13 protein-coding genes are annotated in these 17,079 nt (G+C 43.6%); 6 read left to right on the top strand and 7 right to left on the bottom strand.

Annotated elements, in window-relative coordinates:
- The gene (locus G3569_RS14650; protein WP_165270514.1) at positions 1-507 is read left to right on the top strand and encodes a phosphoribosyltransferase family protein; all 507 of its coding nucleotides are present in this window, start codon (positions 1-3) and stop codon (positions 505-507) included.
- Between the two features lie 75 nt (positions 508-582).
- A complete protein-coding gene (locus tag G3569_RS14645; protein WP_165270512.1) occupies positions 583-1,530 on the top strand; it encodes a DUF3078 domain-containing protein in 948 nt (315 codons plus the stop codon).
- A gap of 75 nt (positions 1,531-1,605) precedes the next feature.
- Here G3569_RS14645 and amaB read toward each other — a convergent pair whose 3' ends face one another.
- Positions 1,606-3,135: an L-piperidine-6-carboxylate dehydrogenase gene (amaB, locus tag G3569_RS14640; protein ID WP_165270510.1), complete on the bottom strand. Its 1,530-nt coding sequence runs from the start codon at positions 3,133-3,135 to the stop codon at positions 1,606-1,608.
- 122 nt (positions 3,136-3,257) lie between these two features.
- Here amaB and G3569_RS14635 point away from each other — a divergent pair, with 122 nt between their 5' ends.
- A complete protein-coding gene (locus G3569_RS14635; RefSeq protein WP_165270508.1) occupies positions 3,258-4,043 on the top strand; it encodes a TrmH family RNA methyltransferase in 786 nt (261 codons plus the stop codon).
- Between the two features lie 66 nt (positions 4,044-4,109).
- Here G3569_RS14635 and G3569_RS14630 read toward each other — a convergent pair whose 3' ends face one another.
- The 3 genes from G3569_RS14630 to G3569_RS14620 form a co-directional block, all read right to left on the bottom strand.
- Positions 4,110-6,239, bottom strand: a complete 2,130-nt coding sequence (locus G3569_RS14630; RefSeq protein ID WP_165270506.1) for a TonB-dependent receptor — start codon at positions 6,237-6,239, stop codon at positions 4,110-4,112.
- An 83-nt stretch (positions 6,240-6,322) separates the two neighbouring features.
- Positions 6,323-6,691: a carboxypeptidase-like regulatory domain-containing protein gene (locus G3569_RS14625; RefSeq protein ID WP_165270504.1), complete on the bottom strand. Its 369-nt coding sequence runs from the start codon at positions 6,689-6,691 to the stop codon at positions 6,323-6,325.
- A 197-nt stretch (positions 6,692-6,888) separates the two neighbouring features.
- Complete coding sequence (locus tag G3569_RS14620) at positions 6,889-7,704, bottom strand: GLPGLI family protein (RefSeq protein WP_165270502.1); 816 nt, start codon at positions 7,702-7,704, stop codon at positions 6,889-6,891.
- 479 nt (positions 7,705-8,183) lie between these two features.
- On the opposite strand from G3569_RS14620, the gene G3569_RS14615 reads away from it, so the two are divergent.
- The 3 genes from G3569_RS14615 to G3569_RS14605 all read left to right on the top strand — a co-directional run bounded on the left by G3569_RS14615 (position 8,184) and on the right by G3569_RS14605 (position 11,229).
- The gene (locus G3569_RS14615) at positions 8,184-9,512 is read left to right on the top strand and encodes a PhoH family protein (RefSeq protein WP_165270500.1); all 1,329 of its coding nucleotides are present in this window, start codon (positions 8,184-8,186) and stop codon (positions 9,510-9,512) included.
- 81 nt (positions 9,513-9,593) lie between these two features.
- Positions 9,594-10,556 carry a hypothetical protein gene (locus G3569_RS14610; protein WP_165270498.1) on the top strand — a complete coding sequence of 321 codons (963 nt, stop codon included), beginning with the start codon at positions 9,594-9,596 and terminating at the stop codon, positions 10,554-10,556.
- Entirely contained in the window at positions 10,543-11,229 is a 687-nt protein-coding gene (locus G3569_RS14605) for an ABC transporter ATP-binding protein (RefSeq protein WP_165270496.1), read from the top strand. Before G3569_RS14610 ends, G3569_RS14605 begins: the two co-directional genes overlap by 14 nt.
- A 60-nt stretch (positions 11,230-11,289) precedes the next feature.
- Here the strand turns inward: G3569_RS14605 and G3569_RS14600 are convergent, their stop codons facing one another.
- The 3 genes from G3569_RS14600 to G3569_RS14590 form a co-directional block, all read right to left on the bottom strand.
- A complete protein-coding gene (locus G3569_RS14600) occupies positions 11,290-12,537 on the bottom strand; it encodes a BaiN/RdsA family NAD(P)/FAD-dependent oxidoreductase (RefSeq protein WP_165270494.1) in 1,248 nt (415 codons plus the stop codon).
- A complete protein-coding gene (gene murI, locus G3569_RS14595) occupies positions 12,537-13,343 on the bottom strand; it encodes a glutamate racemase (protein WP_165270492.1) in 807 nt (268 codons plus the stop codon). Before murI ends, G3569_RS14600 begins: the two co-directional genes overlap by 1 nt.
- 160 nt (positions 13,344-13,503) lie before the next feature.
- The coding region (locus G3569_RS14590) for a lamin tail domain-containing protein (protein ID WP_165270490.1) at positions 13,504-17,079 on the bottom strand (3,576 nt) is incomplete at its 5' end.

The raw sequence follows: 17,079 nt of genomic DNA, 5'->3' as shown, positions 1-17,079 counted from the left end.
ATGGATACTCCATTGGTATTGATGGATACGCAGCGCATTAATCGTTCGGCCAAGAGAATGGCGTATGAGATTTTAGAGCGGAATACAGAGGATAATGAAATATTTTTATTTGGTATCAATGAGCGCGGATATGCTGTGGCCCAAAAACTCAGCCGTTTGCTGTCGGATATTGCTGAGGTGAAGGTCAGCTCCGCACAGCTGTTGCTTGAAGCGGAATCTCTGGCAGGGAGTGATGATATCGATACTTCAGAGGTGCAAGATAAGCTGATTGTTCTTGTCGATGACGTTATTTTTTCCGGTCATACAATGTTTCAGGCGCTCAATATCATAGCAGATGAGATGCAGCCATCCGAAATACATACGGCTGTGATGATTGACCGGGGACATAGAAAATTTCCTATTCAGGCTCAGTTTTGCGGTATGGAACTGCCTACAAAAGTTAATGAACACGTTTCTGTTATTGTAGAAGATATGGAGGTAAAAGAAGTAACTTTAGAAAAAGTGTAACGCGAGGCAGTTTATTATTTAGTAAATATGTGATATTTTCCATAACCCTCAAATTATTGACCAAATCTGCAAAAAATGCAACGGATATTCCCCTTATTACTCCTCTCTTTGTTCTTCTTTATATCAACTTTCCAGGCTACAGGGCAGGAGGCAATTGAAATTAGTGACCTGCTCGAAGATAAAAGTGATATATCAGTTAGAGATATGTCGCGGATTAATCGAAAAGTTGTTGTAGCTGATTCCCTCAAAGGTTGGCAGCTCGATTGGGTAAGTGGGCTCAATGGTGCCCAAGCTTCCTATGACAATTGGAGTCAGGGTGGTGTTAATACCATTAGTGTTACGGCTTCTACCGTTTTTGATGCCAAGTTTCGCAAAAATCAGTTTGCCTATGCTTTGGCAACGAACTTTAAATATGGTAAGGCCCGTCTTGAAGGTGAAGGCACCCGAAAAACAGATGATCGGATCGCTGTAAATAATAAGTTTAGTTACCTTTTTGAGGATGAGCGATGGAGTGCTTTTGCAAATATTAATTTTAGTACCCAGTTCGACCAGGGCTATGACTATAATGTGCCCGAGGATGAGGACCCCAAGCTTATATCAAAGTTCTTTGCCCCGGCTTACTTTACACAAATTGCCGGTATTGCTTATAATCCTACCGATTATTTTACAGCGGAAGCGGGTATGGCATTAAAACAAACGATTGTTTCTGATACGACCTTGTCGACGCGTTATGGCCTGGAAGTGGGAGAGCAGTTTCGGTTTGAGCCCGGTTATTCGGTTGCAATGAGTTTTGAGCGCAAAGTCTTTTCAAATGTAAAGTTGATTAGTTCGGTTGAGACATTCACAAACCTGCAGCGGCATGTAGACAATACGGATGTAAATTTCTCAAATGAGCTTATTGGTAAAATTAATGATGTCATGAATATGTCAGTTCAGTTTGTGATGATCTATGACAGTGACTTTTCCCGAGAGGTACAGATTAAGCAGGTACTTTCAGCCGGTATCTCATACAGTATTTTATAGGTTTGCGATATATACTGAAACAAAAAAGCCCCGGGAACCGGGGCTTTTTTATTGTGTGATTTTTTGAAGATCGAACTAATCTACATCGAACTCAATACCCTGAGCCAGTGGCATCTCGTCGCTCCAGTTGATGGTGTTGGTTTGACGACGCATATACGCTTTCCAGGCATCAGATCCCGATTCGCGGCCACCGCCGGTCTCTTTTTCACCACCGAATGCTCCGCCAATCTCAGCACCACTGGTGCCTACGTTGACGTTGGCAATACCACAGTCAGAGCCGCGGGCACTTAAGAAGGTTTCGGCTTCGCGTATGTTGAGGGTAAAGATCGAAGAGCTGAGTCCTTGCTTTACGCCGTTGTGTTTGGAAATAGCTTCATCCAGATCACTGTACTTCAAGAGATACAAGATAGGAGCAAAGGTTTCTTCCTGTACGATATCGAAATCGTTTTCTGCTACTGCAATAGCGGGACGCACATATTGGCCGTCCTTTAATTTGGTGTCGTCCAGTTCTTCACCGCCATAAATAACTTCTCCGCCGGCTTTTTCAACTTCCTTAAGGGCTTTTTGCATATTTTCAGTTGCCTGTTCATCAATAAGGGGACCAACCAGGGTATCTTCATCCAGCGGGTTACCAATATTGACGTCGTCATAAATTTCAATCAGCCTGTCTTTGAGCTCATCAAATACATCTTCATGAACGATCAGACGACGAGTCGAGGTACAACGCTGGCCACAGGTGCCTACTGAGCCAAATACCGTTGCCCGAGCGGCCATTTCAAGGTCAGCATTTTCGGAAACGATGATCGCATTATTGCCGCCCAGTTCTAAAATAGTTTTACCCAGGCGTGCACCTACGGTTTTAGCAACTTCTTTACCCATACGGATAGAACCGGTAGCAGAAATCAGGGGCAGGCGCTCATCCTCGGTCATCCATTCTCCTACTTCGCGTCCGCCGGTAACGAGATTAAAAATGCCTTCGGGTAGATCGTTACGCTTTAATACCTTCGCCGTGATATTCTGCACGGCAATACCGCATAATGGCGTCTTTTCGGACCCCTTCCAGATCATTACATTTCCACAAATAGCAGCAATCATCGCATTCCAACTGTAAACAGCCACGGGAAAATTAAAAGCAGAAATAATTCCGGTAATACCAAGGGGTTGCCACTGCTCATACATACGATGCTCGGGACGTTCTGATTGCATCGTTTTACCATAGAGCATGCGAGACTGACCTACCGCAAAATCACAGATATCGATCATCTCCTGTACTTCGCCCAGACCTTCCTGGTAGATTTTGCCCATTTCATAAGTTACAAGACGTCCCAGGTCTTCTTTGTGCTTGCGAAGTTCCAGTCCGATCTGGCGCACAATCTCTCCGCGTTTGGGGGCCGGAACCATTCGCCATTCTTTAAAAGCCTCTTGTGCTTGTGCCACCACTTTGTCGTACTCTTCGCGAGTGGTTACAGTAGTGTCGGCAATTTGTGAGCCGTCAATAGGCGTATGGCTCGAAATAGTTTCTGCTCCTTCATCCCCTAAAAATTGTTGCCCGGTACTTGTACCGAGGTTTGTTCCTTCAATACCTAGTTTCTTAAGAAAATCCATAAAATTGGTTCGTTGATTTGTTAAATTTTGATCGTAAAATAAGTATTGTTAATGAGTTTTCCGCAGTGCGTATTTGATTAATGTAAAAATATGCGTTGTGCAATTAAAGAGGTATAAAAAGTATGATTCCCAGACCGGTCTCCAATAGACAGGCTACCCTTTTACGCAAATTGAATAAGAAAAAGTATCGCACGAAAGAACAGCTTTTTTTGATTGAGGGGGCACGTGCTGTAGAGCAAGTACTGGCAAATAGTTCAGTTTCAGTTCAGCATCTCTTTTTTGATGAATCCCAACAGTATTGGAATCAACAACAATGGCAAGAGGCACTGGCAAAGGTAGAGGGGGCCGTACTGGACGAAGAACTTTTTGCAGAGGTGTCTGATACGGACAACCCACAGGGCGTTTTGGCAATGTGCCGAATGCCCGCGGAAATCTCGCAGGAGAAGCTGGTTGAGGGGGGCGGAATTATTATTGCTCTTGATGCAGTACAGGATCCCGGAAACCTGGGAACCATTATTCGAACGGCATCCTGGTTTGGAGCCCGTGGTATTATCTCGGGAAAGGGAACGGTTGATCTCTTTCATCCCAAGGTTGTTCGGGCTACGGCGGGCGCTACCTGCAGTATCCCATACAAAAATGGACCGCTTTCTCCCGCTTTAGATGAGCTGGAAACACAGGGATGGTCCATCTATTTGTTGGATGCGGGCCCCGGGGCCATACCACTTAAAGAGGTCAGTTCACTTGGTAAATCCGTCATCGTAGTAGGCAATGAAGCCCACGGGGTTCGCCCGGAGCTCATTACCGGTGACAGGCAAACAGTGAAAATTCCCTCAGTCGGGGAAAATCGCAAGGTTGAGAGCTTAAATGCAGCAATAGCTACCTCAATTGCCCTTTATGCATTGACCTAAAAAAGAAAAGTGGGGAAGAGTAAGCAAGACTAGGTTATTCTACTAGTCAACAGGTATGGTAGGCATTTACCGGATCTCTAGTTTGACACCGACTAACACAAAGCGAGGGTTTAAAGTATCGTACTGTTCACTTTGGCTGTAGCTTCCTGCACTGACCGATTTAAAAGTCGTTTGGTCAAGTAAATTGCGTCCATCTAGGTACAAGGTCAGTTTATCTTCTATGGTTTCAAATTCCAGAGATGTATTTAGGAAGTGATAATGGCCGGCATTTTCGATCTGATAAAAGGTGTATTCGGCAGAGAGCTGAAATTTATCACTAATATTTAATGTAGTATTGGCAAAAGCTGAGAGATAGGTATACTGGCTTCTATAATTATTAATCCGGTTCGTTGATTCTGAGAGGTTGTATCTTAGGCCTATTGACCCATTAACTGGGCCGACAAAAGCAGTTCGCAAATAGGACTTTATAAGATGTGAATTAGAACGAATATTATAGGATTGGTTATTAAAGAAACGAGTGAATGAGGCATTGGTAAATGTGTATTCGGCAGCAAGGTTGGATTGTAGAACGTTTAAAAATTGGTTGACTTCAAAACGAGAGGTTAACATACGACGGTTACGCTGCAAACGATATGTACCGTAGTTATAGGTGGGAGTAATAGTAGTAGCTTTCGTATAGTTTTTATCGGAATGAGAAATACGGAAGAAGGTGTTTAAAACGAAGTCGTCTGACCAGTTGCCATAGCGGTACGAAGTGGAAAAGATGTGTTGGGGTAAAAGGGTAAAATCAGAGGTGCCCTGTACAACAGATTGATAGCTCGATAAACGCAAACCGTTGAATAATGTATGGAAGTTGGGTTGTTCCCGGTTAAACTGATATCGTATTGTTAGTTCATTTTTGTCGTTGGGCTCATAGGTGATTGAGGCACCCGGTGCCAAGTAAAAAAGGGATTCATCGATGGCAGGCTCCAGATTCGTATAATTCCAGATAACGTTGCCTGTGAGTTGAGTCTCAGCTTTTAAGCCCTTGCCGATCGTATGCTGATAGCTGAGTGTTGAAAATGCGCGTAAACGATCCCATGAATACTTAGCTGTGAAGTCCGCTTGTTGTTCAATTTGGTTTTGGAGGGTCGTGGCAGTATACCCGGCGCCGGAACGGATCGAAAACAGGCTCTTGGTGGTACGGTCCCAATAAGTTATATCAGCACCCGTATAGGAGGTGTGGGCTTCTGTTTGTTGAAGTAAGGCTTTGGTGGAATCGCTATTACCAAAGGGACCATTTGCAAGGGGAGGGGTAATTGAGAAGTTTTGCTCGCCATCCTCATTTTTATATCGAATTCGAAGTCTCAAAGCTTTTTTATCTGCTATTTTGTGAGTGAAACGCAGATGCTGATTCCACAAACGCTTCTTGGTTTTTAACGTTGTGAGAAGAGGCTGATCTCGAAACTGCCTGTCACTTTGATTGCTGCTCGGTTGGGACTTATATATTCCTTCGTAGCGAAGATTACTTTTTTTGGAAAAAGTGTATTTGGCATTGAGCTTTCCAAACGCGGCATCAAAACTTTTTTCAGTCTTTTTAGAACGTTCCAAATCAGGGAGCCCTAAAGATGGATCATAGCGAGTACGAAACTCTTGGCGGATACTGCGGTTGGCCAGTAGAAAATATCCTACCCCCTTTATTTTAAGGTTGTCAGTAGGGCTATAAATGCCCCCTGAAGCATGGAAAGTGGTCTGGTTATTCAGGTACTGTTGTTGGTCGAGTTGCGATACCCGGTAAGCGGTTTCTGATACAAATAATTCTGTCGAAGCCTTACTGCCCAGGGGCGTTGAGTTTTGAAAGGGCAAACTGCTGCCTGTTCGCAGAAGGTTATAAATATTGCCGGAAGGGTCTGCACCTATATTATTAGCATTTTCAAACAGGTAGCCCTTAAATTTTTTGGTAATAGAGATCAGGTTGCCATCCAGTTCATAATTTTTATCTCCGTCATATTGGGCGGTAAGCGTACCAAAGAAGTCAACTTTGAATTCATCCTTTAAGGCTAAATTAAGTACGGTTTCGTCGGATTCACTAATCTCTTTCAGTATCTCGTTTTCTTTATAGTTGTCATATAAGCTTACTGTTTCAATGGCATCGGCCGTGAAATTTTTTGATAGCAGCTGGTAGTTGCGTCCAAATAGATCATCCCCCTCAATCAATAGCTTAGAAACTGTTTTACCGTATGCTTTAATGCCGCCCTGACTATTGACAGAAATACCCGGAAGTTGCTTGAGCAGATCTTCTACATTCTCTTCATTGCCTGCTTAAAGGCATCAGTATTAAAAATGACGGTATCCTCTCTAATGGAGATAGGATCCCTTTTTTCTTTGACAACCAGTTCCTTCAGTTTGGTAGTTTCAGTTTGTAATACAAAATGCTTGTGTAGGGTATCGAGGGTAGTATATACCGGTAGTTTGATAACCCGTTTTTTATAACCGAGAGAACTGACCTGGATTAAATAGGATTGGTGCAGATTTAGCTGTAATGTAAATTCTCCTTTGGAATCTGAGTAGTCAAAAGCTTTTACGCTTGTCGAATCCGGGCCGGTGGCATAAATATTGACGTTGGATATTGGGTTATGCAGGCTGTCAGTAACAGTGCCTTGGATCATAACTTGGGCCTGACAAACGCCTGTGCTCAAGAGGATAAGAATACAAAGACAAACAAAGTGGTAAATACGCATATAACTTTCGCAAAAGATTAAGTTCTTAAAAACTGGCTAAAGCTTTTAACAGGTAAATAATTCCTATATTTGCCCTTAACCCAATATTTTATCTTGGCAGAGTGAGTTCTAAATAGTGGTGTACACTAGGGGGTATCGTTATCAAAAGTTTCCATTAGTTCTATATCCGGCAGGTTTATCTTCATATTTGCTATCTCTTGTTGACTTAGTACGGCTCTTGCTTTTTTTACTACCTTATTCCGCATCTCTTTTCTGAAGTTCTGCATAATTTTTTTGTACTGATCTAAGGTGACCACCTGTTCTTTCCCATTACGTTGGATGGGATCAATGGGCCCCACATCCGTAAATGTGATAGTAGTGGCACTAAAATAAATATTCCCACTTTGATCATAGGCCTCTAAAATTAACCCGGGCAGTCCATTTAGTTTCCATGGCCCAAAGGGCACCGGAATTTCGGGGGTAAACCAAGCCGTATAGGATCTGCCACGGAAACTTGCAGTTGCCTTTTGGACAGTATAGTTGCCAATTTTTTTGGTACTGTCAGATATATTCCAGCTTATTGTTGGTTTTTTCTCCTGCAGGTAAAGCACTTTATTTATATGACGCATGCTTTTCCGAGAGAATAAACTATCCTTTATCGCATCATAATAGTTTGTTTGCCCCGTTTTGCGAGATACGGAGACATCCTCAGGGATTTGAGCTGAGGGAAATCTTTTTTTAATCTCATCGGGCAACTTGTTATCATCATTATATAAATTCCACGAGAAAATGGATCTTTGACGGTTAAACTTTAGGGTGTCAGTAGTAAAAACAGGTGTTCTGAGGGAAATTCTTTGAGAATAAATAACCATTCCTGTTAAGGAGTCAGCGGTAGTAATATGCTGTTTGCCATAAACTGATTGAATAGTCAAAGGTAAGATTAAGAGTAAAAACTTATACATAAGACTCATTCTTTGGGTTCAATATGGTATTGCAATAAGCAGGCAACGGGTAATTGTATATGAGCTCTCTTTAGTACTTCGGGTCAAGATTAGATCAAGGTATAGGGCAATTTTTCTACCCCATTGGGTATTTCTAAAATAAGTAATACGCCTAATACTATTATAGTAGTACTAGGACAGGTATAAAAATTTTATTGAAAGTGTTATATGAATCTAATTTTTAGATCATAGGGGTAAAGAATGGGGAGGTATAGAGTAATTCTTTCTAATACAAAATTTGGGGGGGATTATCTAGAAATGAAATTTCTGGTTTTTGACATGTCAACAAATGAATTCCACCTGTTTTTGAATAGTGCAGGAGGGGTATTTTTTTGTTCCAAATATTTCCATTAAAAATTGCTTCTGGGCAGGCTATTCAATAACGTTGAATAGAGAAGGTTTTAGAAATAGATGTTCTTTAAAATCTAAATTGATGCTTTATGGCCGAAGCTAAGCAAAAAAAAATCTTTGTTCTTGACACGTCCGTCCTTTTATATGACTCTGATGCAGTAAAAAACTTCCAGAAAAACGATATTGCCATTCCTATTACGGTATTGGAAGAGATCGATACCTTTAAAAAAGGAAATGATGTTATCAATCTGCATGCCCGTGAGTTCAGCCGTTACCTCGATAAAATTTCTGACAAAAATATGCTTCAGAAATGGATCCCACTGAATGGGAAAACCCACGGAAAGCTACGGGTTCTTAATGATGAAGACAGTGAGGTGGATTCTTCCGATATCTTCGGGAAAAAGAAAAATGATCATCGGATACTCAATTCGGTTCTCAAATTAATGGAGGAGACGGACCGAAAGGTTATTTTGGTTTCAAAAGATATTAATCTGCGCATTAAAGCACGGGCATTAAATATCGAGGCCGAAGATTATGAAACGATGCGCATTAAAGATATCGATCACCTCTATAAAGGAAAGACAGAAATAAAGTATGAGAGTTCGGAATTTATTGATCGCCTTTACGAGGAAGGGAAGCTGGAACCCAGCGAAATAACCGATGAGAAACCTACTAGTAATCATTTCTATATTTTAAAGAATCACTCCAGTTCGGCACTGGGTTATTATAATCCCCAAAAAGATCTTATTGAACCGGTACATCGCAGTACCGCTTACGGGGTAACCCCGCGTAATGCTGAACAAACTTTTGCCCTGCAGGCTATTATGAATCCCAACAACTTGCTGGTTACCATTACGGGGGCGGCCGGTACCGGTAAAACGCTGTTGGCTCTGGCCGGGGCACTGGAACAACGCCGGAATTTTCAGCAGATCTACCTGGCCCGACCTATTGTGCCGTTGAGCAACAATGATATCGGTTTTCTTCCGGGAGATATTACTGCCAAAATCGATCCCTATATGCAGCCACTTTGGGATAACTTGTCATTCATTAAAAACCAGTTCCCCGAGACCAGTAAGAAATATCAGCATGTAGAAAAGATGCTGGAAACCGATAAGCTGCGTATTGTCCCTTTAGCATATATTCGCGGGCGAAGCTTGTCGAACATTATTTTTATTGTGGATGAGGCACAGAACCTGACGCCCCATGAAGTAAAAACCATCATCACGCGGGCCGGCGAAAATACCAAGATTATCTTTACCGGGGATATTTATCAGATCGATACTCCTTACCTGGATACCCAGAGTAACGGCCTCTCATTTTTGGTGGATCGTATGCATGATAACGATCTTTACGCCCATATCAACCTGGAGAAAGGGGAACGTTCGGAGCTGGCCAACCTGGCAAGCAAGTTGTTGTAATCGTTTTCTAGAAGTGCCTCCCATATTCCCGGCATTTAAAAAGTCAGGGGATTTGCTAGATCATTAGATAGACCAAAGTATATGACGCAGATTGGATGCCTGTTACGTCTCCGTGTTAAAATGGTGAGCCGGTTATTTACTGAGCTGGGTTGGCTGCGCTCTGTTTTGTTGTTGGTGTTAATGGGGATAGGAGTAGGTCAGCTCACCTATGTTAGAGATCCGGCCGGACTTTGGGCCCTGGTGGTGACAGCTTGTAGTATTATTGCCGGTATTCATAGCAGGCGTAGTGATATCGGTTTTCTATACTCGATTAGTCCTAAACCTTATCTTGTTGTCACGATAGAATATTTCGTGGCTTTTTTGCCTTTACTTATCTTTTTACTGTACAATCAATTTATGCCGGGAGTAGCAGTAGTGCTGGCATTTGCAGCAGGTTGGCCGTTGATATTTAGGAGGAGAGGGGATAGCCATATTATCAATAGTGAGGCCTTTTCTACTTCCTTTTTAATACCTTCTTTTGAATGGATCGGAGGCCTCCGGAATATGTGGTGGTTGGTATTAATAGTATTGGCTGGTGGAATCATATTGACATACCTAAACTTTGTAGCGGGATTGGTAACCCTATTTTGTATTACAGCTATCATTACTGGTTTCTATGCTGAGAATGAATCGATTCGATTTATCACTTTAATTGCTGACCATTCAACTTCTTTTTTGATTAAAAAGATAACCAGAGAATTAGCTTTATACAGTATAATAAGCCTTCCTATATGGGGGAGTTGTATTATGCTATATCCCGATCGGTACCTGTATACACTATTATTTTTGTTACTTAATACCATTTTATTGGCAATGGTTTTACTGGCAAAATACACTTTGTATCAGCCTAAAAGATCTATCGAATTACCGATTGCCACATATTTTATCGTATTATCCTTTTTCCTATTTGTCCCATATTTGCAAATCGGAGTACCGTTTATTGCCATCTTTCTCTGGATAAAAGCTAAACGACGCCTTAACAAAAAAGTATATGCTCGAGCTTAAAAATCTAACATTCAATTATGATAAAGTCCCGGTATTGGAAGATATCAGTGTTCAACTGAATGTGGGAAAGGTGTATGGTATTTTGGGGCCCAATGGGGCCGGAAAAACAACTTTGTTTGAGGTTATTGCAGGCCGCCAATCTTTGCAGGATGGTGTACTTAACTACCAAGGAGAATCGATATCAATACACGATATAGGATACCTGGAGACAGTCCCCTATTTTTATCCTCGAATGACCGGGGCAGAATACTTACAGCTGCATCAGGTCAGGAATCCCGATTTCAAAATTGACGAATGGAACGAGATTTTTAATCTTCCGCTCTACCAGTTGGTGGACAGCTATTCGAGCGGTATGAAGAAAAAACTGGCTATTATGGGGATGATCTGCCTGGATCGTCCCATCATGCTCTTGGACGAACCCTTCAACAACCTGGACCTGGAAGCTAATCAGTTTGTGGCACAGCTGCTGCGCCTGTTGGCAGATAAGGGAAAGATTATTGTGTTGAGTAGTCATTTTGTTGAGGTACTAACAACAGTTTGTGATACTATTTATCCTCTTCAGAATGGACAGCTGGGAGAGCCCATTGAGCGAAGCAATTTTGAGCAGTGGAAGGAAAAGTATCGCAAGTCAGAGGTTGAGGAAGCAATAAATTTAGCTGACAAGCTATTGTGATTTTAAGTGCTATCTGAGTCCCCGGCACTTTTAAAGTGCCGGGGATTTAGTAATTGAAAATTATCCAATATCGAGATGCTGGGCAGCGATCCATCCGGTTGTCCAGGCCGATTGAAAGTTGAATCCGCCCGTGATGCCGTCGATATTCAGTACTTCGCCCGCAAAATAGAGGTTCGGGCACTTTTTACTTTCCATCGTTCCCATATTCACTTCATTGAGGGGAATCCCGCCGCTTGTTACAAACTCCTCTTTAAAAGTGGTTTTGCCCTGTATTTCATAGGTTGCTCCTGTGAGCTCCTGAGCAAGCTCGTGGAGCTGTTGATTCGAAAGCTCTGCCCACCGGCTGTCGGGGGCGATGTCGGTTAGTTTCAGCAGGCGTTTCCAAAGACGATTGGGCAGTCTAAATCGATCTTGTTTGTCAGCATTCTTTGCGGCATTGTCCTGGCGCAACTCCTGCAATATTTTACGAGTTTCCTGTTCATTTTTGGGATGAACCCAGTTGACCCGTATCGTGAATCGATACTCATTATCATAAAGGTAGCGGGCTGCCCAGGACGAAGTTTTAAGAACAGCCGGACCACTTAAGCCCCAGTGTGTAATTAAGATGGGGCCTGTATGCTGATAGGAAGTACCTTCGATAGAAACAGAACCATTTTCTACAGAAATACCGGCCAGGTCTTTGAATATCTTATCCCGGAAATTAAAGGTAAACAGCGAAGGAACGGGGTCAGTAATACTGTGCCCCAGCTCGGTAAGCCACTCATAGGTGCTGCGTCGGTTAGAACCCCCGGTGGCAACAACTACAGCATCAAAAAGTTGATCCGACTGGCCGCGCACTCTCAGCTTGTATTTAGATGTTCCTTGACCTATTTCTTCGATTACTTCAACCCGACTTTTGGTCTGTACGGTAACCCCGTGTTGATTGGCTTCCCGTTTTAGGCAGTTGATGATGGTTGCTGAATCATCTGTGGTCGGGAACATGCGCCCGTCACTTTCAGCCTTGAGATCTATATCGCGATCTTCGAACCAGGCAACCGTATCTTTGGCCTGGAACTGTTCAAAAGCCCATCGCAGCTCTTTAGAGCCCCGCGGATAAGCTTGAGAGAAAACCTCCGGGTCAAAGCAGTTATGGGTAACATTACATCGGCCACCGCCCGAAATACGAACTTTGGAAAGCACTTCACGGCTCTTTTCAAAAATGGTAACTGATAGCTCAGGATAACGCCGGCCAGCATTGACAGCAGCAAAAAAGCCTGCCGCTCCGCCACCAATAACAGCGAGTGATTGTTGGGAAGATGGGCTGTCCATTACTGTATTTGTGCTATATGTACATTGGGGATGTCGTGGCCCAGGAAGCGTTCTGCCAGCTCCTGGAAACGTTGAGGGCGATCACTGACAAAGCATTGAAAATCACCAGACTGTTTGTTGTTCAGTAGCTGGAGGTTCCCCAGCTTGTTCTTTGCCATGGAGGCAATGGAAAGGGCAGAGTCCACAATTTCTATACTTGAATCATGCAGGACCTTGCGGATGGTATTCGTAAACAGTGGGTAGTGCGTGCACCCCAAAATGAGGCTGTCAATATCGCTACCTCCAAACTGTTGCAGATACTTTCTTACGATCTGTTCTGCGATATCATTGTCGGTCCATCCCTCTTCAGCCAAAGGAACCAGCATAGGACATGCTTCGGCTGTGATTTTAACTTCCCCGTTGTATTGTCGAATAGCTTTTTCATAAGCTTTTGAGCCGATGGTAGCGAGGGTACCGATCACACCAATATGCTTGTGATGCGGGAACTGCATGGCGGCTTTGCTGCCTGCTGTAATAACATCGAGGACCGGGATATCACCGGCCGCCTCCTGGATTTCATCCCGCGCAGATGCAGAAACCGTGTTACAGGCGATAAGAATCATTTTTACGTTTCGTTCCATCAGGAAATCTGTAATCTGCAGGGCATAGCTGCGGACCGTTTGTTCGGACTTTATCCCGTAAGGTACCCGAGCGGTATCGCCAAAGTAAATGATATCTTCATCAGGCAGGACATTGCGAACCGCCTTTACAACAGTTAGGCCACCGATACCGGAGTCAAAAATTCCAATAGGAGAGGAAGGATCCATCAATATTAGTTGAAGTTAAAAGGAATGAGAAAAGGTATTGAACAGTAGGCTTATGAACAAGGGAGATTGTTCCCCAATATATCCATTGAACTATGAGGATTGCCGAAAAGGGATGGAGCCCCGGTAGCCCGAGGCTGCTGTGGTATAGCCTATATGAGTATTATTTCAGCGGGCGTGCAAGTACAACGGTTTTCTTAAAGGCTTTATCTTTACCGGAGGCACTGTCATAGGCCTCAAATACCACAATATAGATGCCGATTCGGTTGCGACTGCCATCATCTTTTCGGCCGTCCCAAATAAGTTGCCCCTGCAGCCCGGCCGGCTTACCGTCGGCCAGTTCTTTCACGAGCCGCCCGTAGCGGTCATAAATATGGACTTTGATCAGGTAATCTTGTTGATCCAGCTTGTAGTTTATAAACAGGTTCTCTTTTTCGCCATTGCCATCGGGGGTGAAGGGGTTGGGGGTAAAGCTGATTCCTGTTTCTTGAGGAGCTTCTCCCTGGGCCTGATAGATCGAGTTTTCGGCATTGGGGGTTCCGCCCTTGGCATTCACACTGGAGCCCCAGTTCGATTGATCATTACTGGGTCCCTTGGGAGATATCCGTTCCAGGGCAATACCACGGGTATCAATAATATTGGGATTTTGCCAGCTTTCACTATAATGGACAGAGTCGATTGTAGCCCCGGTGCTGTCTGCCACATATATGGCATCGCCGGAAGAGGCCAGGCTAAGGCTGGAACGGTCGGCGCGCATGATAGCGTGTTGTGATGAAGGGGCAAGGTCAAAAAATGTGGCGATCTTGCTTTCAGAAAAGAGGGAGGCATTGTCGGCATGGAAAAGTGCATTCCCTTGGGCTGGCACCCACTTGGCGGTACTGCTTACCGGTTGTAACTCTCGGATGTTGCCATCCTCATCCGGCGCGTCGTGCAGTACCAGGCCTTCGAGGGAGATAGCATAATCTGCGGTGTTACGGAGTTCAATATATTCACTTTGGTCGGGTAGGTTGTCATCATCTTCGGCCAGGGGATTATACATGATCTCATTAATTACCAAATCTGTATCGGTTGAACGCATGGGATAGGCCACAGGCAGTTCCGATTTTGAAGCTGTATTTCCTTTTACATCGGTTAGGTTTTGAGCGGTAATTGCGATGTTTGCCGGTGCTTTTTTCTTTGCTTTTGGAGTTCGCAGGCTGATTATATTTGCTTGTGTAGAATCGAAGGAAGCTATTTCGAGTGGTTGACCATCGATTAAAAAGTTGAGGTCGTTCGTAATTTTTATGAATTCATTGAACTGTACTTCGAAATGATTGTTTTCCAACGCTTTGGAGAAGACAATCTCTGGGGCAGCATCATCAGATTGAAAGCTGATGTTTTGTTCTCCGGCAGAACTACCTGAATCTCCACCACTTGTTTTCCAGTTGGAAGCATCATTTGAGGCCGCCAGGGGATCTTTTCGCTCAAGGGAAGCGCCCTCTTTATGAGTGCCCCAATGTTGGGAGTAGTGGAGCGAATCAATGGTGGTGCCGTTATCTGTTTTAAGGTATACCGCATCCGGCGTGGAATTATTTAAAGAAGGGAAACCACTGACATATTTGATCTTTTCAGAACTGCCGGCAAAGGTTCTGTCTCCGGTTAATACCAGGTATTCCTCGGCCCTGATGGTGAGGCGGGACGAGATGGAGGTTTCGCCGCTGGCATCCCCAACAAGCCAATCTTTTAAGTCAAAGTTTTTGGTGGTGGTATTGTACAGTTCAATAAAATCTGCCTGACCGGTGTCGCCGGGATCATATAAAATTTCATTGATCACAATATCAGTGGTTTGGGCGTTATCAACCTTCAGGTATTCAATTTCTTTGGTTGCAGAACCCAGGGTATTGCCAAATAGGTCGTTAATAGTTGAAGCAGTAACCGAATAGGTCTCCCCGGAATTCATATCCTGGTCAAGGAACAGAGATACCGTATCTTCATTGACTGCTACCAGCTGAATGCCGCGCGTCGGGCTTATCGAATAATTGTTTTTATTGGCAGCAGAAGTCGATTCCAGATGTTCTGAAAATATGAGTTGAAGCGTAGAGGCGTCTGTAAAAGAGAGCGATTTTAATTCAGGAGCGGTATTATCATCAGCAATATTATTAGCTGATCCCGGAGTGCCGGGTGCTATGGGTGCCTCTCCCCAGTTTTCGTCATAAATACCGGCAAGTGAGGTGGTTCGACGTTCCAGGGCTATTTCATTGCCGCCCCATTCCGAAGTAAAACGCAAAGAATCGAGGGTAGTTCCGTTGCCGTCTCGTAATATAATATCGTCTCCGCTGTTGTTGAGTGAAGGAAAGTTACTGCCCATAGCTACGAGAGAAATACCAGGATAATGGGTAAGCAGGGTGTTGTCCGGGGCAATAACGGCAAAGCTATCGGGCGGGATAATAAAAGGGGTATCAGAGATCGATGCGGGTGATCCTGAATTGTCGTTTAGCAACCAATGTTGTAAGTCAAAGGATTTTGAGGAGGTATTAATAATTTCAATGTATTCCGTTTCGCCTGAAGCGGGATCGTAACTAAATTCATTGATGAAAATATCATCGGCCGTGACAGACGATAGTTCATAATAGGTAAAGGTACTGTCTGTTTTGGGCATACTATTGCCAAAAATATCTTCGGGGCCGGTAATGGTTAACGTATAATCCTGGGCATTTTGTAAGGCAGATTTAAGATCCAGCTCTACGGTGTCAGCTGCGGTGGCGGTTGCTGAGGTTATCACATTTCCGGATAGATCGAAGTTAGTGGTATTAGCGGCGGTCGTTTCTGTTATTTGTTCATCAAAGCTAACTTGTAATTTATTGGATGACAGTATTTTAAAGCCGGTAAACTGTGGAGGGTTTTGGTCTTGGGTAACGGTGTTTGCCATACCCGGTGTAGTACTGCCGGTGATTTCGGAATATTCCCAGTTTCCTTTATAGTAAGCGGAGATGGTTGGTTGGCGTCGTTCGAGAGAACCCTCAGAAAGATTCCAGGAGTTATCATATTGCAGAGAATCCAACAGTATCTGCTTATCATCTCTCAGAATTATTTGATCATCACTATTATTTAGGGATGGGAAGTCGGACCCCATGGAGATTAATGCAATGTTCGGATTATTGGTTAAAAGCGTATTATCAGGAGCAACAACTACAAAACTGTCGGGCGGTACTATGAACTGAGATTCGGTGATCGTAGCCGGGTTCTGCCGGCTATCGCTTATGGTCCAGTTGCGGAGGTCAAATGATTTTGATGTGGGATTGTAGATCTCAATATATTCGGTACTTTCTGATGCCGGAATAGCACTAAATTCATTGACGTATACCTCGCCGGAGTCAACAGCAGATACTTCATAAAAAGTAAAGGTTGTGTCTATGGAGCTGATGGCATTATCAAAAATATCGCTAATGCCTGAGGCTGAAAGCGTATATTCTGTGGCATTTAGCAGATCACTGTCGAGAGTTAAGAACACACTATCGGGTGAGGAAAACTGGACATTATTGACAGAAAGGGAGCCTGTGATACTGTATTGGCTGGTATTGGTAACGGAAGACTGTTTAAGCTGTTCTGAAAACTGTAGAACCAGGGTGTTACTATCTTGAATAATAAAGTTTGCCAGTTGCGGGGCATCGTTATCCGTCGTAATGGTATTCGCCGTGCCGGGAGTGCCCTTTCCGTTGGGGGCCTCTCCCCAATTTTCTTTATAGGAAGCTGAAACAGA

The sequence above is a fragment of the Fodinibius halophilus genome (genome assembly GCF_011059105.1).
Classification (GTDB): Bacteria; Bacteroidota; Rhodothermia; order Balneolales; family Balneolaceae; genus Fodinibius; species Fodinibius halophilus.
This window is presented reverse-complemented; position numbering and strand designations above follow the sequence as displayed.

Excerpts from the sequence above, each read along its gene's own strand:
- G3569_RS14635 (WP_165270508.1), top strand. The coding sequence starts at position 3,258 with ATGATTCCCAGACCGGTCTCCAATAGACAGGCTACCCTTTTACGCAAA.
- murI (WP_165270492.1), bottom strand. The coding sequence starts at position 13,343 with ATGGATCCTTCCTCTCCTATTGGAATTTTTGACTCCGGTATCGGTGGC.
- G3569_RS14645 (WP_165270512.1), top strand. The coding sequence starts at position 583 with ATGCAACGGATATTCCCCTTATTACTCCTCTCTTTGTTCTTCTTTATA.
- G3569_RS14650 (WP_165270514.1), top strand. The coding sequence starts at position 1 with ATGGATACTCCATTGGTATTGATGGATACGCAGCGCATTAATCGTTCG.
- G3569_RS14615 (WP_165270500.1), top strand. The coding sequence starts at position 8,184 with ATGGCCGAAGCTAAGCAAAAAAAAATCTTTGTTCTTGACACGTCCGTC.
- G3569_RS14610 (WP_165270498.1), top strand. The coding sequence starts at position 9,594 with ATGACGCAGATTGGATGCCTGTTACGTCTCCGTGTTAAAATGGTGAGC.
- G3569_RS14600 (WP_165270494.1), bottom strand. The coding sequence starts at position 12,537 with ATGGACAGCCCATCTTCCCAACAATCACTCGCTGTTATTGGTGGCGGA.
- G3569_RS14605 (WP_165270496.1), top strand. The coding sequence starts at position 10,543 with ATGCTCGAGCTTAAAAATCTAACATTCAATTATGATAAAGTCCCGGTA.
- amaB (WP_165270510.1), bottom strand. The coding sequence starts at position 3,135 with ATGGATTTTCTTAAGAAACTAGGTATTGAAGGAACAAACCTCGGTACA.
- G3569_RS14625 (WP_165270504.1), bottom strand. The coding sequence starts at position 6,691 with ATGATCCAAGGCACTGTTACTGACAGCCTGCATAACCCAATATCCAAC.
- G3569_RS14620 (WP_165270502.1), bottom strand. The coding sequence starts at position 7,704 with ATGTATAAGTTTTTACTCTTAATCTTACCTTTGACTATTCAATCAGTT.